Raw genomic sequence first — 20,498 nt, forward strand, 5'->3', positions numbered from 1 at the left:
GCTCAACTACGATCTTTCTTTTTTTTTACTATAATAAAATTACGAACACTATAATATCCAGAACTCGGTTCCCAAGATAAACGCTTTAAAGCATCTAACCCGTCTATCCACACCTGGTTTTCAGCTAATGCTTCAAACGTTTGCTCCCCCTTAAAATCACAGAAGAATACTCTATACCACGCAAGATCATGAGCTGGTTTATGTCTTAGAATGGCCTGTTCAATTGAAGAAAAGAATTCTATAGGTGGTGCTGGTGAATTATTGAGATCACGACGCTGTCCAATATTACCAATATAAGCTGTATATGTTTTTCCTGCTATTTGCCATTGCTCTATGGTGACCTCAGTGTGGTGATTCTGCTTCCAGAAAGCGGCAAGAAAAACATGTAATGAATTAACAGAAAAATTCTGCACCGCATTCAGCACTCCTGCGTTTCCCACCCCTATGCCAGCGAAACTTTCCTTGATGATTCGCTTATCCTCTAACATCACCTCAACATCTAGACGACCATGTGTTTCATGTTCCAACCAATTGGCCCGCATCGCCGGGAGTTGCCCATAAGGTATGATCCAGTCATCAAACGTTTGAACCGAAACACCATGTCCTTCTAACAAATCAATCATTATTTGTGTGACTGATTGATTATTCATAAAGCCTATTCCATATTTTTTATTCAATATATCAGCTTCATCTACCCACGAATAAATCAAATTTCATACTCAGGCTTGTTTTGACGCACCAATTTTTTTCAATTGCGGCCCTTTCACAAAGAAAATGGCATTACCGCATAGAATTAGAATCACCCCGATCACGGCATTCATGTGCCAGTGATAACCTTCCCATAAGGTCGATATCAGTAACGCCACCAACGGAAACAGCAAAGTACTATACGCCGCCTTGCCTGCGCCAATACGCCCCACCAGATAGAAATAGGCCGTAAAGCCGATCACCGAACCAAAGATGGCCAAATACAGCAATGCACTGACTGCGCTGAAGGACATGCTTGGGAAAAAATTATCCTGCTTAAACCATGAGATCAAAGCCATCAATAATGAGCCATATAACATGGCATAGGCATTGGTGCTAAAAATATCCAGTCCATGTTTCTGATGCCGGGTACTGATCATATTGCCCAAGGAGAAACCATAAGTACCCAGAATACATAGCCCGATACCGATCAAGGTATCACGATTTAAACTGGTACCTGCCACGTCATGCCAGAACAAGGCTACAATCCCCAGCACACCGAGTAAAGCGGCCGGATAAAACCGCGAGGACACTTGCTGAGAAAAAAACAATCGGGCATTAAGGGTATTGAAAATCACCGCCATCGAGAAAATGACCGCTTCTAAACCACTGCTGACATATTGCACTGCAGCGTAAAAACAGACGAAGTTAAAACCGAAAATACAGCAGGCCTGCAGCATACAGAATAAGTGATCTTTAGCTGCCAATTTCTGTAACTTTCGGCTTAGGGCAACAAAAACAAATAACACCAGCGCAGAAATAAAAAAACGCCAGAACACGGCAACACTGGCCGAGATCCCACTTTGTTGTTGCAGCGTAATGGCAATCCAGGTGGTTCCCCAGATCACCACCACCAAAGCATATAACAGCGCATTCATCTCATCTAAACCAAACTTGAAAACTCGTGCTATTGTGCGGGGTTAAACCACTTTACTGCTTGCATAATCTTGCGGTGATTATCATAAATTTGCGCTTTTATCAGATTTTTTAGACAGATGACAAAACAGCCTGAACGTTCTACACTAAACCGGATCATACCTGGCCCTGCATATAGAAGATGAAATATCAGATTCTAGATCAATTACAGCAATATAAAGCACAACTGCTCGACTCGGTGGAACTGGGTTCGGGAATGCAGCTGGCCATGTGGCAAAACAATCAGGACCGGGTCAGTGTCTGTAGTAATCACCATACCTTAAGCATGTATGTGCAAGGGGGCTATGAAAGCTACCAAAAGACAGCGCAAGGCTGGCACAATGGGGGTGGGCCTGATCGCATGTGCCTGATGCCACAGGATTTTGAATCGACCTGGGATCTGCGCGATCCACTCACCTTTGTTCATCTTTACTATACCGAACAACACCTGCACCGCGTGGCCGAACAAGTCTGGGACCGTGAACCCAGCCAGATTATTTTAAATCCGCAGATTTTTGTGGCCGATGCGCAAATTGCCATGATCTACCGGCATTTTTTACTGAGTGGTGCCTGGCAAGACCGAGAAAACCATTTGCAGATGAGTACGGCCACCACCTTACTCCTCAACCACCTGATTAAGCATTATAGCCATGCACAATGGCAGGCACCTGAAGTGAAAGGAGGCCTCTCGCCTTATGTGCTTAAACAGCTGCTGGAATGGATTGATCAACATTTACATCTGGGACTGACCCTGTCCGATCTGGCCCGGCAAGCACAGCTCAGTGAATATCATTTTGCCCATATGTTTAAGCAGTCCATGCAGATGCCACCACACCAGTATGTGATGCAGCGCCGCCTTGAACTGGCCCATCAGGCCTTGCACGGCAGCAGCCTGAGTTTGACTGAAATTGCTGTCCAGTATGGCTTTAGCTCCAGTAGCCATTTTAGCCATCGTTTTAAAAAGCAGTATGGCTATTCGCCTTCACACATAAGAAAAAACTAAACAGCCGCTTTATCCCGATAAAAGCTCATCCCTTTGCAGCATTAGACCTTATGCCAAATCTGAGCTAAAACTCCCACAATGCCTGCTTTTTGTCATATAATTTAGCCCGCCAGCTAATCGCCCGCTCAAGAGAAATTTGATATGACAACGATCATCAAACAAGATGACTTGATTACATCAATCAAGGATGCCCTGCAGTTTATTTCTTACTATCACCCGCAAGACTTCATCCAAGCGATGAGCCGTGCCTATGATCGTGAAGAAAACAAAGCTGCAAAAGATGCTATTGCACAGATCCTCATCAACTCGCGTATGTGCGCTGAAGGTCACCGACCAATCTGTCAGGACACAGGGATTGTTAACGTTTTCCTTGAAGTGGGTCTGGACGTTAAATTTGATCTGACCATGAGTCTGGATGATGCCGTCAACGAAGGCGTACGTCAGGGTTACCTGGAGAACTCAAACGTGCTGCGTGCTTCGGTTTTGGCAGATCCGGCGTTTGGTCGTAAGAATACCAAAGACAATACCCCTGCCGTCATTCACTACAAACTCGTACCCGGCAATAAAGTTGATATTACCGTGGCTGCAAAAGGTGGCGGTTCAGAAAATAAATCTAAACTTGCGATGTTGAATCCGTCTGATTCAATCGTGGACTGGGTACTTAAAACTGTTCCAACCATGGGTGCAGGCTGGTGCCCACCAGGTATGCTCGGTATTGGTATCGGTGGTACTGCCGAAAAAGCCATGATGCTTGCCAAAGAAGCACTCATGGAAGAAATCAACATGGACGAATTACTTCGCCGTGGTCCACAAAACAAGATGGAAGAACTGCGTATCGAGATCTTCGAGAAAGTCAATGCATTAGGTATTGGTGCACAGGGTCTTGGCGGTTTAACCACGGTGCTTGATATTAAAATCAAGGATTACCCATGCCACGCAGCAGGTAAGCCAGTCGGTATAATTCCGAACTGTGCCGCAACCCGTCATGCACACTTCCAGCTAGATGGTACTGGTGTTGCACATATTCAGGCACCAAAACTTGAAGACTACCCTGCTGTAACCTGGGATTCTTCACAGTCAAAACGCGTCAACCTGGACACCATTACCCAGGAAGAAATGGATTCATGGAAACCGGGTGATACCTTGTTATTAAACGGTACCATTTATACCGGTCGTGATGCAGCGCATAAGCGCATGGTCGACATGCTCAACAATGGTGAAGAGCTTCCGGTTGATCTGAAAGGTAAATTCATTTACTACGTGGGTCCAGTTGACCCGGTGGGCGATGAAGTGGTTGGTCCTGCTGGCCCGACCACCGCAACCCGTATGGATAAATTTACCCGTCAGGTATTAGAAGCAACTGGCCTGTTCGGCATGATTGGTAAGGCGGATCGTGGTCCTGCTGCCGTTGAAGCAATCCGCGACAACAAGGCAACTTACTTAATGGCCGTTGGTGGCGCAGCTTATCTTGTTTCTAAAGCAGTACGTGAAGCTGAAGTGGTTGCCTTTGCTGATTTGGGTATGGAAGCCATCTACAAGTTTGTAGTTGAAGATATGCCGGTTTCTGTTGCCGTGGATGTGAATGGTACGTCAATCCATGCCACTGCACCAAAAATCTGGCAAGCCAAGATCGGTAAAATTCCAGTGGTCGACGCCGCTGCGTCATAAGCACTCAAAAGGAGCATCAACACGATGCTCCTTTTTTATTTTTAATGCAGATAGAATTAAATAAAAATTGAATGAGCAACCATGAGCTATTTTTCTCTGTTGATGTCCTTTTTTGCCCTTGTCTTTTTTAGTGCAACCCAGGCTTGGGCCAGCCCTGCCCAACCAGAAACCATTCAGAAATATCTTGAAGTAACCCAGTCTGAAAAAGCCTACCCGCAATTGTACGAGAACCGGAAGGCCTATTATCTTGATCTGGCAATTCAGCGGGTGCTTTACCATATACACGCCCCTAAACCAGACGCTGCTTTACTCACCCCTCAGCAATATCAAGCCGCAGAAAAAATTGCAGCGTTATACCTCAAAAACGACCCTATATTTAGCTCAGCAGAACAGTTTCATCAATTCACAACCAAACAGCTGCAACACTATTACTCCGATGAAAGCCTGTTATATTTTATTGAGCAATATCAAACTGAAGCCGGTCAGCGCCTTGTAGAAAAAAATAGGTTAACCGAAATCTATTTAGCCAGTCTTCTCCCTCAGCTCTTAATAAACTATCTCGATGAACGTGAGTTTATGCACAAGATTTTTAAAGATATTTTGACATACAAGAACCCACCCTCAGTCGCTGGAGAGTAATGATGTCATTCAAGCCAATGCCTAAGTTCCGGTCTTTTTATCTGTTATTATTCATTATGGCTCCTTCAGTTTTTGCCATGCCGGCGACACAGGAAACGGCAACTGCCGTTTTAAAAGCAAGTATGCTCGATCAAACAGTCCAGCATTATCAAACCGGGCGTGTGGCACAACGCTACAGTCAAAGTATACTCCAAGGCATTCCGGCAACAGATTTAGTCGAAGACAAAACCTATTATGAACAAAAAATACAGCAATTATTTCTAGAACAGATGCAATCTGCTGATTTTAAAAATTATTATGTCCAGAAAATGCGACAACCCTATTTAAGATTTTATCAGGAGGAAGAACTGATTCACCTGTTGCATATCTATCAACATCCGCTTGCGCAAGCTTACTTTCAACAGAATCTGCAAGCTATCCACGATCAACAAGATCAAAGTTATCGTCATGAACAAAGCGCAAAAGACCAGGCACTAGAACAACAGATTATTACATTATTAAGGTCTTTAAGCCCGCAATAAAACAGCCCGATGATGTACTCATCAGACCATTTACAAAATCATAGCCGAATCAATGTATACGGCTATTTTTTTCGCCCATGCTTCTGCTAGATTATAAAGATGAGAAGAATAAAGGGAATGCACATGAATAAATACCTGATCAGTATGCTGATTGGCCTGAGCCTGCTCGGCAATATACAGCATACTTTTGCATCCCCGGCCCAAAGCAAATCGGTCAAAGAACTGATCAAGCTCAGTGACCTTGAGCAGGTGCTAAATAGCTCACTGGATGAAATGCAACCCTCACTCGACCTTGAGGCTGAAAATATTTTATTGCGTGTGTTGGGCAAAGATGAACTCACCACCACACAGGAGCATCTGGCAGTACTGGAACTCAGCCAGTTATTAAAGGATACCAGCGCCAAGATGTTTGCCCGGCCTGAAACCATTCAGGCCATCGAAAGAATCTACGCCGATGCACTGAGCGAGGAAGAAGTCCAGGCCTATTTAAAATTTTTAAAAACACCCGAAGGCCAGTCGATTAACCAGAAAACCTTGCAAATCACCACGCATGTTTTTCAATACATGAATAATATCAGCCAAAAAACCCTAAGTGATCCGGAACAAAGCTCCCAGCTTAAAGCGCAGTTCCTGACAATTATCAAGCCATTGATTCAGGAGGAATAAACAGCTGGTATCATTGTCATGACTACCAGGTCAACGGGTTCCACAGCTTAAACGGTTTGATCAGATGCACTTCCGATTTCTCATCGTATCTGGCCGGTTTTAACTCTTGCGGTTTAGAACGTACCTTGCCTGAAGCATCCTGTGCCACAAAGTTATAGCTGGATGATTTTAACCGGGTAAAGGCGATTTCCTGATGTGCCACCTTATCTGGCATGAGCATAAATGGTCCAGTATGTTCACTGCGGGAAATCTTGTTTTCTTCATCATACTTGATGAAATAAGTCTGGGCAGCATCGACAGTGAAATCCAGATATTTCGGTTTCTGGAAATGCAGCCCAATCAACGGACGGCTTACACTGAGCCGGTAAGTACCTGCTGGTAGCTCCAGCCAGTAATAATGATTATGCAATAAACTCGGAATACGCTGGCCATTAATAAACAGATTGGCGGCGGCAATTTCCTGACGGTTCCAGCGCGTATCCGGACGGTATAAATAGACCACTGCCGCTTGTTCGTTTTGCGGTTTGACCGGCGCGTAATACTGGCCTAATTTCTGATTGACCCAGCCGCCCACACTAAAGCCGCCGACATGATACTGATCCAATAAACCCGGTTCTTTTGCTGTATCGACAGGGGGTAATGTTGCAGTCAGTGCGGTCGGGTTTTCCTTAATGGCTTTATGGCTTTGACAGCCTGCCAGTACCCCTGCACAACATAATGACAATATTAAATAACGCATGACATCCCTCAAGGCGTTTTCTTGAATTTATTTTTAACAACGCAAAACTATGCGGATTTTTTTCAATTTCAAGATTAACACCTCGCTGCCCAATTGCAAATAAAAAAAGCATGAAAAGCCTGGCCTTTCATGCTTTTTTCAGATGGATGAGAATCAAGCCGATTTAGTATCGACCACCTTCAAATCCTTCTTTTCACTGAGTTCGGGTACAGCATCCTGCGGCAAACGCTCAGGCTTGAATGTCGGCTTCGCTGTGCCATTAATCACCGCTTCGTCAATAATCACAGTACCGACATCGCTACGGCTTGGTAAGTCGTACATGGTTTCAAGCAGGACATTTTCCAGAATTGAACGCAAGCCACGGGCGCCAGTATTACGATCCAGCGCCTTTTTGGCCACAGCACGTAAAGCTGACTCATCAAAGACCAGATCGACATCTTCCATGGTGAACAGATATTGATACTGGCGTGTCAGCGCATTTTTAGGTTCTGTCAGAATCTGCATCAAGGCTTCTTCATCCAGCTCCTCTAAAGTGGCAATCACAGGCAAACGACCAATAAACTCAGGAATCAGACCGAATTTAACCAGATCCGTTGCTTCTACCTGACGGAACAACTCAGAGACTTTTTTACTGTCATCCTTGTTCTTCACATCTGCGGTAAAACCTATACCACCTTTCTCTTGACGTTGCTGTACGATTTTTTCCAGACCGGAGAATGCACCACCACAAATAAACAGGATATTGGCGGTATCAATCTGGATAAATTCCTGCTGTGGATGCTTACGCCCGCCTTGTGGCGGAATGGAAGCCACCGTGCCTTCAATCATTTTTAATAAGGCTTGCTGAACGCCTTCACCTGAGACATCACGGGTAATTGAAGGATTTTCAGATTTACGGGTAATCTTATCAATCTCATCAATATAGATAATGCCTTTCTGCGCTTTTTCGACATCATAATCGGCTTTTTGCAACAGCTTCTGTACAATGTTTTCCACATCTTCACCCACATAACCGGCTTCGGTTAAAGTGGTTGCATCTGCCATCGCAAAAGGCACATCGAGTAAGCGTGCCAGTGTTTGTGCCAGTAAGGTTTTGCCTGAGCCTGTCGGACCGATCAGCAAAATATTACTTTTTGCAATTTCAATGTCCTGATGGCCATGAGTCGACTGCCCCACCTTCAAACGCTTATAGTGGTTATAAACCGCAACCGACAGGGTTTTCTTGGCAATATCTTGTCCAATCACATATTGATCCAAGGCAGCACGTATTTCATGTGGTTTTGGCAATGGCTTGGTTGCCCAGTCCCCTGCTTCAACTTGCTGGCTGGTTTGTACCAGATCCAGACAGACATCCACACACTCATTACAAATATATGCGTCCTCACCAGCAATCAATTTTCCAACTTCAGATTGCGTCTTACCACAAAATGAACAATGTTTTTGTCCTTGAGGATGTTCGGACATATTTACTCCACAACTTAAATCTTAAACTTAGATCCTAAAAATCAAGGACGTTTGCTTAGTACCTGGTCGACTAGACCATATTCTTTTGCAGCCTGTGCAGTCATGAAATTGTCACGATCCGTGTCACGTGCAACAGTTTCATAATCCTGGCCACTATGCTCAGCCATCAAGCGGTTTAAACGCTCTTTAATAAACAGGATTTCACGGGCATGAATTTCAATATCAGAAGCCTGACCACGGAAACCGCCCAGAGGCTGGTGAATCATGACTCGGGCATTTTCAAGGCAGTAGCGTTTGCCTTTGGCACCGGCATTTAACAAGAAAGCTCCCATGGATGCAGCTTGCCCCATGCAGTAAGTCACGACATCCGGTTTAATAAACTGCATGGTGTCATAAATTGCCATGCCGGCAGTAACCGAACCACCCGGTGAGTTGATATAAAGATGGATATCTTTTTCCGGATTTTCTGCTTCAAGAAATAACATCTGCGCAACAATCAGGTTGGCCATGTTATCTTCAACTTCGCCCGTTAGAAAAATAACACGCTCACGTAATAAACGTGAAAAAATGTCAAATGAACGCTCGCCGCGAGACGATTGTTCAACAACGACAGGAACTAAAGCATTTTCAATTGTTGGAACATACATACGTTTACTTATTCCTAAAATTATTGTGACTCGATCTATGCCAACAATATGAGGGATAATCGATGAAATTGCAAAAGGTTCAATCTGAAATATTCGATTATTTAGACTAAAATCTGGTAATTTTTCTGCAAATTAACACTTTCATAACACAGGGTCTGGAAGCACTATTCAACGCGTTCCAGTCTGCTGGCTTTTAAAATACCAGCAGCCCATATCCCGCTCATTTCACTGGCAAAATACCCAGTCTGGATACAGCAGTTCAGTCCGAACCGAACCACCTGAATGACGGATTGTCAGCCTAAAGAAAAAGGCGCATTAAGCGCCTTTTCTTCAATCAACTTTTGAAAGATTAGCCACGACGAGCCTGTTGTTCTTTCAATAAGTCTTCGTAGCTGATCGCCACATCTTTGACTTTAGCAGCAGCCAAGATGTGATCAACCACTTGATCTTCTAACACAACAGCTTCGATCTGAGCGCGTTGCTGTTTGTCATTTTTGAAGTATTCAACCACTTCTGTTGGATCTTCATAAGAAGAAGCCATGTCATCGATGTAAGCATCAACACGAGCCTGGTCAACTTCAAGTTTGGCATCAGCCAATACCTTGCTTACCAGCACGCCAAGCTTCACTGATTTTTCAGCTTGTTCTTTGAACAATTCATCTGGAAGCATGCTGCTGTCAAATGCGCCTGCACCTTGAGCACCAAACTGCTGCGTGAATTGCTGGATCATTTGTTGACGTTGACGGTCAATTTCCTGAGCAACCATAGACGCTGGAACTTCGATTTCGTTAGCCGCAACAAGCGCATCAAATGCAGCTTGTTTCACCTGGTTACGCAAACCGTTGCGAACTTCACGTTCCATATTCTTACGAACGTCAGCTTTTAACTTGTCCAGACCTTCTTCTTCAGTTAAACCAAAGATTTTCAAGAATTCAGCATCGATTTCTGGAAGTTTTGGTTTTTCAACCTGCTTCACAGTGATTTTGAACTGAGCCGCTTTACCCGCCAGATTTTCAGCTTGGTAATCTTCAGGGAAAGTTACATCGATAACTTTCTCTTCGCCAGCTTTCATACCAACGATACCGTCTTCAAAACCTGGGATCATACGACCTGAACCAAGGACAAGTTTAAAGTCTTCAGCAGCACCGCCTTCAAACTTCTCACCATCCACAGTACCTTCAAAGTCGAAAGTCACTTGCATGTCTTTCTTCGCCATACCTTTGGTTACAGCCCAGGTCTGACGTTGCTTTTGCAAGTTTTCAATCATCACGTCAACGTCTTTGTCGTTGATTTCTGATGATTTACGTTCAACTTCCAGGTCAGCAAAAGATTTAACTTCTACTTCTGGATAAACTTCAACAGTTGCTTCATATACTAAAGCATCATCTTTGTTTTCAACTTTCTCAATGTTCGGCATACCGACCGCATTGATTTTTTCTTGTTGAATTGCTTCAAATACTGTGTCACGAATGACATCATTCACAACTTCTTGGTAAATGCTTGCACCATATTCACGGCGAACAACATTTAAAGGCACTTTACCTGGACGGAAGCCGTTGATCTTCACAGTTTTGGCAGTGCGTTTTAAGCGAGCTTCAAACTGCTCGTTAACACGGCTCGTCGGTACAGAAACATTTAAACGACGGGCAACGCCCGAAACCGCTTCAGTCGTTACTTGCATGGCTTCCTCGATATTAGTTAGTAATAACAATTTTTAAAGTGCCACATTATATGACAACTTTCTGGATATACAAAATCGGAAGCTAAAAATTGTCCTTTTCTCTTTGCTTTAAGCGTATAAAACTGCTTAAATTCTGATTCATTAAAATTAACAAATTGATATTCAATCACTTTGCTACAATATTTTTAGCAAGACCGTTTTAATCCAGATTAAAATAGCCAAAATAGAAAAATCTAAATTAAAAATAATCTATACAATAACAATCGTTTTTTTAGATTAAAGAAAAAAATCAACAAATTAACTACATTTCACAACAGATATTCATTCATATTTCCATAATTTAAAGCTGGAAGAATTGGAAAAATCAATTCAAAACAAATGAATATAGAAATAAGAATGATTATTCTTTGCATGAATTTTTATACTGTTTAGGCGTGACTCATGTCATTTATCAAATCACGGAAGAAACTCGTCTCTTCTGCAATTGCATCTTCGCTTTCTGTTGTTGCAGTTCCAGCGATTGCACAGGATCAAACTGTTCAACTCCCGACTATTCATGCTCAGGCTGAAAAAGAACAAAGTCTTAAAGTCGATCAATCTGCCAACAGCAAATTTGTTGCCCCCCTTCTGGATACACCAAAATCCGTTTCTGTGATTTCAAAACAACTGATCGAAGATACCCAGGTAACAACTTTGAGTGATGCCTTACGCACCATTCCGGGTATTACACTCGGTGCCGGTGAAGGTGGTAACCCGAATGGTGACCGTCCGTTCATTCGTGGTTATAACTCTGAAAGCTCAATGTATGTGGACGGTGTGCGTAGCTCGACCTCACAGAACCGTGAAATGTTTGCAGTTGAACAGGTTGAAGTGACCAAAGGTTCGGCCTCTGCTCTAGGTGGAGCTGGTACAACTGGCGGCAGTATCAACATGATTTCTAAAGTTGCTAAAAAAGGCGATGCTTTAGAAGGCTCGATTTCTGGTGGTACAGACAACTATGCCCGTATTACCTTAGATGGCAATAAAGATTTTGGTAATGGTGTTGCGGCACGTGTTGTGGTGATGGGCCACCAAAATGAAAAAGCCGGACAACATGATGGCGCTGAATATAAACGTGCCGGTATTGCGCCAAGCATTAGCTTCGGTCTGGATTCTGCGACCCGTGGTACCTTAAGTTACTACTACTTGAAAACTGATGATGAGCCGGATTCAGGTATTCCATATCAGTACGATACAACCAAAAAAGCGACTGCAGGTAAACCTGTCGATGTTAAACAGGGCACTTATTATGGTTGGAAAGATCGCGACTTCCAGAAACAGGAAAATCAGATTGGTACCCTCAAATTAGAACATGATTTAACAGATAATTTGACCCTAAGTAATACCGCTGTTTACAGCAAGTCTAAAAACAACTATTTATGGACCCAACCCGATGATAGCCAAGGCAATGTCGTAAATGGTCAGGTTTGGCGCCGGGTCAATACCAATTTAACCAATACAGATACCTTTACGGATCAACTTGCATTGACCGGTAAATTTAATACTGGTGCACTCAAGCATAGCTTCAATACCGGTGCTGAATACTCGAAACAAGATTCAGATCGTGGCAGCAATATCGTTACTGATCCAAACACTTCAAAAATTGGTGGCAGTGGTGCAAATAATGCCTGTTCATTATCTAGCTCAAATGGCTGGTGTACCGACCTCAACAATCCTAATGCACGAGACCAGTGGCTCGGGAATATAAAAGCCAACCCGAAAGTCACCAATATCACTTCAAAAACCCAGTCCATCTATGTGCTGGACAATATCACCATCACACCACAGTGGTTACTTGACCTCGGTGTGCGTTGGGACAAATTTGAAACTGATATGAAGTACAATAAGGACTCAGGATCAGTCAAAGCCGGTACAAAATACAGCTCAAGCAATGATTTCTTCAACTATCAGGCTGGCCTGACTTTTAAACCGGCTGAAAATGGTGCGGTCTACATCAGTTATGCAACCTCGGCCAATCCTGTAGGTGTAGATGCAGGCGATGGTTCTGAAGGCATCAGTGTTCCAGGTAGAAATACAACTGATGAACAGGCACGTGCGATCAATAACCTGAAGCCAGAAGAAGTGAAAACTTACGAGATCGGCACTAAGTGGGATGTATTCAATAACAAATTGAATTTAACCGCTGCAATTTTCCGTACCGAAAAAGAAAATACACGTGCACTGGATAGTGATGGTTTTACCAGAAATATTGGTGAAACACGCGTGGACGGTATCGAGCTTGGTGCGAATGGTAATATCACAGATAAATGGGCCGTATCAGCGGGTTATACCTATTTAGATAGTGAAATTGTTGATGCCGGCTTTATCAAGGATGCAAATGGTAAATATGTACCAAGTCCAAATAATGGCCATCAAGTACAAAACGTAGCTAAAAACTCGGCAACCCTCTGGACGACCTATAAAGTATTGCCACAGCTTACTTTAGGCGCCGGTGCTGTAGCGATGGATAAAGTTTATGGCGATGCAGCCAATACCAAATGGGTACCAGGTTATGTCCGCTACGATGCAATGGCTCGTTATAACGTTGATAAAAATGTTGACCTGCAGTTAAACATTAACAATTTATCGGATAAACGCTACTTCACCAAAGCCTATGCTTCTCATTATGCAACTGAAGCAGAAGGCCGTAGTGCAGTATTATCGGTAAACTTCAAATACTAAGCCGAATAAAAGCCATAATTTAATTATGGCTTTTAGCGTAAGAATAGCCTCATAATGAGGCTATTTTTTATCAGTTATTATTCTCACAAGGTATTTACTGTGATCCATCATATTCCTCATGTATTAAGCAAAGAACAGGTTCAGTACTTTCGTGAAGAAATGGACAAAATCGAATGGACCAATGGCAAAGTCACCGCAGGGACACTTTCGGCAACGGTCAAGAATAATCAGCAACTACCAGAAGATCATCCTTTAACGCATCATCTTAGCAATATTATTTTAGAACAACTGGGCAAGCATCCCCTGTTCCTGTCTGCCGCCATACCACTGGATATTATCCCGCCACTTTTTAATCGCTATGAAAATCAGGAAGCTTTTGGCTTTCATGTCGACAACTCGATCCGCCGGATTCGTGGCAGCAAGGAGCGCTTACGTACGGATTTGTCCTGCACGCTCTTCTTGTCCGAACCAGAAGAATATGACGGCGGCGAACTGGTGATTGAAGATACCTATGGCTATCACGAAGCCAAATTGCCGGCTGGTGATATGGTGCTTTACCCTTCTTCCAGTTTGCATGAGGTGACCGCAATCACCCGTGGATGCCGTACCGCTTCGTTCTTTTGGGTACAAAGCATGGTGCGGGACGATGCTGACCGGAATATGCTGTTTACCCTTGACCAGACCATTCAAAACTTGCGTATGCAACTGGGTGACAGCCATCAGGAAGTCATTAAACTCACCAACCTCTATCATAACCTGATGCGCAAATGGGCTGAGCTATAAAATCGCCTTGATGCTTCAGCATCAAGCAAAAATAAAGTTTATTTTCAATAAAAATAAGAATGACGGTAAATATTTTCTCTGTTTGGCAAATTGATGCAAAAAACAGGAAAATATTTTCCAGCCAATGCCTTTAAAATGTTTTATAGACCTTTGCAGCCGGTGGTATTTTCACCTAGACTGATCACAGTTAGATGATTAATATAACGGCAAAATTAAATAACTTATACGAATGGTAGATGATGAAAACAAATCGCGGCTTTACCCACCCGTCTCATACAACACATCGTGCTGCTCTTCTCCTGATGCTGCGCCTCGCGCGCATATAAATTTTTCGCCTGTACCTTTAGGCACCTGATTCCCGGTTTCACTTTAAATTCATTCTTATAGACACCATATATATCTGTAGTACGTTGCCTTTTATCTGACTCAGCAACCATGCTACGACAAGGAGTTATCTCATGATGTTGGCTGACCCAAGCAAAAAATACCGCCGTATGTACCAGCGCGTCGATTTACCAGATCGTCAATGGCCAAATAACGAAATTAATCAGGCACCGATCTGGATGAGTACCGACCTTCGTGACGGTAACCAGGCAATTTTTGAGCCGATGAACATGGAACAAAAATTAAAAATGTTCCAGATGCTGGTGAAAATCGGCTTTAAACATATCGAAATCGGCTTTCCTTCTGCCTCACAGATCGATTTTGATTTTACCCGCAAGTTAATTGAAGAAAACTTGATCCCTAAAGATGTTTACATCGAAGTTCTGGTGCAGGCACGTGATCACTTGATCGAGCGTACTTTTGAAGCTTTGGCGGGTGCCGAACGTGCCATCGTGCATATCTACAATTCAAACTCACCGACTTTCCGCAAGAAGGTCTTGAATGTCGATGCCAATGGCTCAAAACAGCTTGCCATGAATGCAGCAAGCAAAGTCAAGCAATATGCAGCACAGTACCCGGCAACAGAATGGATTTTCCAGTACAGTCCTGAATGTTTCTCTGCCACTGAACTGGAAGTCGCCAAGGATGTCTGTGATGCGGTAACTGAAATCTGGGAAGCTTCACCGACCAATAAAGTGATCTTGAACTTGCCTGCCACTGTGGAAGTATCGACACCGAATGTCTATGCCGATCAAATCGAATGGATGCACCGTAACTTGGCGCGCCGTGATGGCGTGATTATCTCGGTTCACTGCCACAATGACCGTGGTTGTGGTATTGCCGCCTCTGAATTGGCCATCATGGCAGGTGCTGACCGAGTTGAAGGCTGTGTCTTTGGCAATGGCGAACGTACCGGTAATGTTGACGTGGCTGCCATTGCCTTGAACATGTATACCCAAGGTGTTGCACCTAACCTTGATTTCTCCAATATCAATGAAATCATTGCAACAGTTGAAGAATGCACGGGCTTACCGGTTCACCCTCGTCATCCGTATGCAGGTGATCTGGTCTTTACGGCATTCTCCGGCTCACATCAGGATGCCATCAAGAAAGGCTTCGAGTTCCAGAAAAACGAAGACATCTGGGATATGCCTTATTTGCCTATCGATCCAAAAGACCTGGGCCGTGACTACGACGCCGTGATCCGTGTCAACAGCCAGTCAGGTAAAGGTGGTATTGCCTACTTGCTAGAATCGAACTACAACGTGGCCTTGCCACGCCGTGTACAAATCGAATTTAGCCAGATCGTGCAGCAACATACCGATGAGAATGGTACTGAAATCAGTGCACATGAAATCTGGAGCTTGTTCCAGAACACCTATGTGGATGTGAAAAACAGCCATTATCACACCAGACATTATCAGTTATCCGATATTAACGGTACGCAAATCATTGAACTGGACATTGAAATTGACGGTGAGGTTCAGCGTCTGCGCGGTGAAGGCAATGGCCCGATCTCGGCCATGTTGAATGCCTTACAGTTACCGATTGATGTCGTAAACTACGAAGAGCGCAGCATCAGCTCAGGTGCCAATGCCAAAGCCCTTGCCTTGATTGAACTTCAGGTAAAAGGTACAGGCAAGAGCGCATTTGGTGCAGGCGTGCATGACAATATCGTAACCTCATCGATTGAAGCCATTATTGCATGTACTAACCGCTTGATTGAGCAAGGGGTATTAACTACCGATCAAGTGGCTGCTGCGGCGGTATAGGTAGATGAAATAGCACATAATCGTCAGTAAAGCTGAGTTGTAATATCAGAAAAAATGACTTTTGAAAGGATACCCGAATTGGTATCCTTTCAGTTTCATTGAGATTGAATATAATTTCTCGTTTAAACTCAGATACTCGGAAAAATCATCCACAACCCGCCCGGTGCTTGTAAGATGCTTTTTCTGCGATAGAATGAGAAAAACACAAGAAGTGAACAGGTTTTGTGGCAAGCTGCGGTTGTAGCAGCACAAGAGGCCTTTGCTTACTTTAGGCGAAATCAAAGTAAGTCTAACTGAAAGTTTATCCTGGAACTGGATAACAACTCGGCAGGACTCCGTTATTAAAACCATGATTTCAAGTAACGAGAGATTCAATTGAACTCTGTTTATTGATTCAAACTTATATAAGGCGAACGATTCCAGTGTCTTTTCCATCGGATTCAGTGGGTTTAGTCACTCCACAAAAGTTTCAGTTTGAACAACCGCTAGAGCTTGAATGTGGCCGCATATTGCCACGTTTTGATTTAATGGTTGAGACCTATGGAACACTTAACGCAGACAAGTCAAATGCCATCCTGATTTGCCATGCGCTCTCAGGACATCATCACGCAGCCGGCTACCATCATGAAGATGACAAAAAAGCAGGTTGGTGGGACAGCTGTATTGGACCTGGAAAAGCGATTGATACAAACGACTTCTTTGTTGTGTCATTAAATAATATTGGCGGCTGTAGCGGTTCTACAGGCCCCACCTCACCCAATCCGGAAAATGACAACCGGCCTTATGGACCTGACTTTCCACTGGTGACTGTACGCGACTGGGTAAAAACCCAGGCCATGCTGTCAGACCGGCTGGGTATCGATGTCTGGTACGCTGTGGTTGGCGGTTCCCTGGGAGGCATGCAGGCCTTGCAATGGTCACTGGATTACCCGGATCGTCTGAAAAAATGTGCCGTGATTGCCAGCGCCCCGAAATTATCGGCCCAAAATATTGCTTTTAACGAGGTTGCACGCCAGTCGATTCTGTCTGATCCAGACTTTCATCATGGCCGCTATCTGGAAAATGACAGCTATCCAAGGCGCGGCCTGATTCTGGCTCGTATGGTTGGCCATATTACCTACTTGTCCGAAGAAGCCATGAAACAGAAATTTGGCCGTGACCTCAAGTCAGGCAAATTTATGTATGGTTTCGATGTCGAGTTTCAGGTCGAAAGCTATTTGCGTTACCAAGGTGAACAATTCAGTCGCAATTTCGATGCAAATACTTACTTGATTATGACCAAGGCTCTGGATTATTTTGACCCCTCCCGTGAGTATGGTCATTCTCTCACCAGGGCCATGAGTAAACCGAAATGCCAGTTTCTGGTGATTTCATTTACCACGGACTGGCGCTTTAGCCCAAGCCGCTCACAGGAACTGGTCGATGCCTTGATTGACAATCATAAACCTGTCAGCTATCTGGACATTGATGCTGAACAGGGCCATGATTCTTTCTTGTTCCCGATTCCCCTTTATGTAAAAACATTACGGGCATTTTTAGGTGGTGAACAACAGTTGCAATCGACACCGCAGGAGCAGCATTAATGCGTATAGATCAACAACTCGCCGAAAAATGGATTAACCCGAACTCTAGCGTGTTAGACTTGGGCTGTGGTGATGGTGAATTGCTGGCTCACATGAGTAAACAGCACAATATTCGCGCCTACGGGTTAGAAATTGATCAAGAAAAGATTGCAATTGCCATCAGTCGGGGGTTAAATATTATCCAACAGGACTTGAACCTCGGTTTAAGCCGTTTTGCCGACCAGTCTTTTGACTCGGTGGTCATGGCTCAAGCTTTGCAAGCTGTGGATGCACCTGATGTCCTGCTTCGTGATATGGTGCGTGTCGGCAAACAGGCCATTATTACCTTTCCAAACTTTGCACACTGGAAGACACGTTCTTTTCTTGCATTGAAAGGGAAAATGCCTGTTTCGGAAGCTTTGCCTTATATGTGGTATAACACCCCGAATATTCATTTATGTACTTTCCGTGACTTCGAGGCCTTATGTGCCGAGAACCGGATTAAAATTATTAATCGACTTGCCGTTAATGGTGACCAACAAGGTAGTATGCTCAGCAAGCATATGCCGAACCTATTTGGTGAAGTCGCAATTTATCGAGTGAGCGCTCTATGAAAAAGACATTAATCAGCACATTTTTATTTGGTCTGATCAGTATACAAGCGCATGCTGACTATGTTGCCCAGCCACAATCGGTCGCAACCCAGGCAGCACGATATTCAGTGATGGGTATCGGTGAGTTGCAAAGCGCAGCAAAAGCTGGTCAAGCCGGGGCTCAGTTTTATTTAGCCACCCGTTACCAGTATGGTAAAGATGTGGCTAAAGATGAGAAGCAAGCTTTTAGCTTGTTCAAGGCTGCCGCAGATCAGGGCTTGTCTGCCGCACAACTGAATGTTGGCCGTATGTATGCCGATGGTATTGGCACCAAGAAAGATGAAGCTTTGGCACGTAAATATTTCGAGAAAGCAGCCAGTAATGGCGATAACCGTGCCAGCTTTAATCTTGCCATGATGGAAGAGCAAAAGAAAAACTATATGGGTGCTTACCAATGGTATGAGCTTTCAACCCGTGATGGCATGCTCGATACCAAAGTGATCAAGCTTTCTGAAGGCAAGAAAACCGCGTTGGCGGCAAACCTGACCCAAGACCAGATCCGTACTGCTCGTGACCGTGCTGATAAATGGATCCAGGCGCAATAATCTTGTTTAGATTTATTGATTAATATAAAAACCGACTTGTAAGAGTCGGTTTTTTATTAGCATGGTTCAAGCCTAATAAAAAGAGGTCATCCCCTAAGCAATAATGCTGATTCACTTAAAGTGATTAAAAAGAGAAAGCTTGATGTTTGAGAGAAATATCCTTAAGAAATCAATTTATATCAGTGTTTTCATTATAGTTGCCTGTTTTATTATTGTTCAGCTATTAAAACCCTTCTTCTTTGACCACTCACAAAAGCTAGATTTTACACTTCAAATTACATCTTATAAAAATGGCTATACACAAAATGATTTTTTAAATGAGTTAAAGGAAATTAATTCGGCAGCTTATGCAATGTATGAGTCTGATTATTTTGTTCCCTTGATCACAACCCACCTGCAACGTGAAACCATCTTAATGCTGCCTATGCTCAGAAAGAATACAGATATCGAGACCAGTCATATCTTGCAACAACCTGATCATCAGTTCTATTTTCAGCTCCCGTTATACTCCCAAAAACATTCGTATCCTATCTCTTATATTGACTTCAATCTTCCATCGATGTCTGGCGGGATTTCTTTCGATTGTAAAAGCAAGCACCCGCAACAAACTTCTTTGATTGAAACAGAAAACTATAAAGCCCGAGTTATTTTTAATCAGAAAAAATGTTCTATTCGCTCATATTCATAATGCCGCTATTCCATGCTGGAAATGCGTTAAAATACACAAAACTTAAATAGGTTTAACTCATGTCTACCCAATCCTGGCTCAACCAAGGCAGCCTTGTGCTTGCAAGTAACAATAAAGGCAAAGTTGCCGAATTTGAACACCTCTTTCAACAGCTTAACCTTCCGGTTGAAATCATTCCACAAGGCAAACTCGATATTGAAGATGCCATCGAAGATGGTCTCAGCTTTGTTGAAAATGCCATTATCAAGGCACGTCATGCGTCTAGGCTTTCAGGTAAACCTGCACTTGCAGATGACTCCGGGCTGTGTGTACCGGTTTTAGGGGGCGCGCCTGGCATCTACTCGGCGCGCTATGCGGGCGAACATGGCAACGATGCGGCCAATAACCAGAAACTGCTCGCCGATCTTGCGCCCTTACGTAAAGACGGTGAAGTAATTGAAGGAATGTTTGTGTGTGTACTCGCACTGGTCACTCATGCAGAAGACCCGTTGCCACAAATTTTCCAAGGTATCTGGAAAGGCGAGATTTTGGAAGCAGCGCGTGGTGAAAACGGCTTTGGTTACGATCCTTTATTTTGGCTACCTGAGCTGAATATTTCGAGTGCTGAACTGACCAAGGCCGAGAAGAATAAGATCAGCCATCGTGGCCAGGCCATGCAGCTGTTTAAGGCCAGTCTGCTTTAAAATACACACGTGCCCTG

At 43.8% G+C, this 20,498-nt stretch carries 19 protein-coding genes; 13 read left to right on the forward strand and 6 right to left on the reverse strand.

Going from position 1 to position 20,498, the window contains the following annotated elements:
* Window positions 1–2: 2 nt before the first annotated feature.
* Together OC23_RS16240 and OC23_RS16245 are read right to left on the reverse strand one after the other, a co-directional pair.
* On the reverse strand, window positions 3–650 hold the full coding sequence (locus tag OC23_RS16240) for a DUF6348 family protein (RefSeq protein ID WP_038346027.1): 648 nt from the start codon (window positions 648–650) through the stop codon (window positions 3–5).
* Window positions 651–719: 69 nt separating this feature from the next.
* Window positions 720–1,625: a DMT family transporter gene (locus OC23_RS16245; RefSeq protein ID WP_038346028.1), complete on the reverse strand. Its 906-nt coding sequence runs from the start codon at window positions 1,623–1,625 to the stop codon at window positions 720–722.
* 179 nt (window positions 1,626–1,804) lie between these two features.
* Between OC23_RS16245 and OC23_RS16250 the strand changes: the two genes are divergently transcribed.
* The 5 genes from OC23_RS16250 to OC23_RS16270 all read left to right on the forward strand — a co-directional run bounded on the left by OC23_RS16250 (window position 1,805) and on the right by OC23_RS16270 (window position 6,159).
* Complete coding sequence (locus OC23_RS16250; protein ID WP_038346029.1) at window positions 1,805–2,665, forward strand: helix-turn-helix transcriptional regulator; 861 nt, start codon at window positions 1,805–1,807, stop codon at window positions 2,663–2,665.
* 141 nt (window positions 2,666–2,806) lie between these two features.
* Window positions 2,807–4,333: a fumarate hydratase gene (locus tag OC23_RS16255; RefSeq protein ID WP_038346030.1), complete on the forward strand. Its 1,527-nt coding sequence runs from the start codon at window positions 2,807–2,809 to the stop codon at window positions 4,331–4,333.
* Between the two features lie 81 nt (window positions 4,334–4,414).
* Entirely contained in the window at window positions 4,415–4,972 is a 558-nt protein-coding gene (locus OC23_RS16260; RefSeq protein WP_052209189.1) for a hypothetical protein, read from the forward strand.
* Window positions 4,972–5,493 (forward strand): hypothetical protein, encoded by a 522-nt coding sequence (locus tag OC23_RS16265; protein WP_227505571.1) that lies wholly within the window; start codon window positions 4,972–4,974, stop codon window positions 5,491–5,493. Before OC23_RS16260 ends, OC23_RS16265 begins: the two co-directional genes overlap by 1 nt.
* A 123-nt stretch (window positions 5,494–5,616) precedes the next feature.
* Window positions 5,617–6,159, forward strand: coding sequence for a DUF2059 domain-containing protein (locus OC23_RS16270; protein ID WP_038346032.1), 543 nt, complete (start codon window positions 5,617–5,619; stop codon window positions 6,157–6,159).
* Between the two features lie 22 nt (window positions 6,160–6,181).
* On the opposite strand, the gene OC23_RS16275 is transcribed toward OC23_RS16270, so the two are convergent.
* The 4 genes from OC23_RS16275 to tig form a co-directional block, all read right to left on the reverse strand.
* Window positions 6,182–6,898 carry a DUF2846 domain-containing protein gene (locus OC23_RS16275; RefSeq protein ID WP_038346033.1) on the reverse strand — a complete coding sequence of 239 codons (717 nt, stop codon included), beginning with the start codon at window positions 6,896–6,898 and terminating at the stop codon, window positions 6,182–6,184.
* Between the two features lie 153 nt (window positions 6,899–7,051).
* Window positions 7,052–8,362 carry an ATP-dependent Clp protease ATP-binding subunit ClpX gene (clpX, locus tag OC23_RS16280; protein ID WP_038346034.1) on the reverse strand — a complete coding sequence of 437 codons (1,311 nt, stop codon included), beginning with the start codon at window positions 8,360–8,362 and terminating at the stop codon, window positions 7,052–7,054.
* A 41-nt stretch (window positions 8,363–8,403) separates the two neighbouring features.
* Window positions 8,404–9,009: an ATP-dependent Clp endopeptidase proteolytic subunit ClpP gene (gene clpP, locus OC23_RS16285; protein WP_004640929.1), complete on the reverse strand. Its 606-nt coding sequence runs from the start codon at window positions 9,007–9,009 to the stop codon at window positions 8,404–8,406.
* A 349-nt stretch (window positions 9,010–9,358) separates the two neighbouring features.
* On the reverse strand, window positions 9,359–10,690 hold the full coding sequence (gene tig, locus OC23_RS16290; RefSeq protein WP_038346035.1) for a trigger factor: 1,332 nt from the start codon (window positions 10,688–10,690) through the stop codon (window positions 9,359–9,361).
* Window positions 10,691–11,131: 441 nt separating this feature from the next.
* On the opposite strand from tig, the gene OC23_RS16295 reads away from it, so the two are divergent.
* From OC23_RS16295 to rdgB, 8 genes are all read left to right on the forward strand, one after another.
* The gene (locus OC23_RS16295) at window positions 11,132–13,411 is read left to right on the forward strand and encodes a TonB-dependent receptor (RefSeq protein ID WP_038346036.1); all 2,280 of its coding nucleotides are present in this window, start codon (window positions 11,132–11,134) and stop codon (window positions 13,409–13,411) included.
* A 99-nt stretch (window positions 13,412–13,510) separates the two neighbouring features.
* Entirely contained in the window at window positions 13,511–14,194 is a 684-nt protein-coding gene (locus OC23_RS16300; protein WP_038346038.1) for a Fe2+-dependent dioxygenase, read from the forward strand.
* Window positions 14,195–14,652: 458 nt separating this feature from the next.
* On the forward strand, window positions 14,653–16,350 hold the full coding sequence (gene leuA, locus OC23_RS16310) for a 2-isopropylmalate synthase (protein ID WP_038346041.1): 1,698 nt from the start codon (window positions 14,653–14,655) through the stop codon (window positions 16,348–16,350).
* 422 nt (window positions 16,351–16,772) lie between these two features.
* Window positions 16,773–17,933: a homoserine O-succinyltransferase MetX gene (gene metX / locus OC23_RS16320; protein ID WP_038346045.1), complete on the forward strand. Its 1,161-nt coding sequence runs from the start codon at window positions 16,773–16,775 to the stop codon at window positions 17,931–17,933.
* Window positions 17,933–18,526 (forward strand): methionine biosynthesis protein MetW, encoded by a 594-nt coding sequence (metW, locus tag OC23_RS16325; RefSeq protein ID WP_004775800.1) that lies wholly within the window; start codon window positions 17,933–17,935, stop codon window positions 18,524–18,526. Before metX ends, metW begins: the two co-directional genes overlap by 1 nt.
* A complete protein-coding gene (locus tag OC23_RS16330; protein ID WP_038346047.1) occupies window positions 18,523–19,110 on the forward strand; it encodes a tetratricopeptide repeat protein in 588 nt (195 codons plus the stop codon). Before metW ends, OC23_RS16330 begins: the two co-directional genes overlap by 4 nt.
* Window positions 19,111–19,252: 142 nt before the next feature.
* Complete coding sequence (locus OC23_RS16335) at window positions 19,253–19,798, forward strand: hypothetical protein (RefSeq protein ID WP_038346048.1); 546 nt, start codon at window positions 19,253–19,255, stop codon at window positions 19,796–19,798.
* 59 nt (window positions 19,799–19,857) lie between these two features.
* Window positions 19,858–20,481, forward strand: a complete 624-nt coding sequence (rdgB, locus tag OC23_RS16340; RefSeq protein WP_038346049.1) for an RdgB/HAM1 family non-canonical purine NTP pyrophosphatase — start codon at window positions 19,858–19,860, stop codon at window positions 20,479–20,481.
* Window positions 20,482–20,498: the final 17 nt, after the last annotated feature.

The organism is Acinetobacter sp. A47 (genome assembly GCF_000805455.1).
In the GTDB taxonomy this organism is placed as follows: Bacteria; Pseudomonadota; Gammaproteobacteria; order Pseudomonadales; family Moraxellaceae; genus Acinetobacter.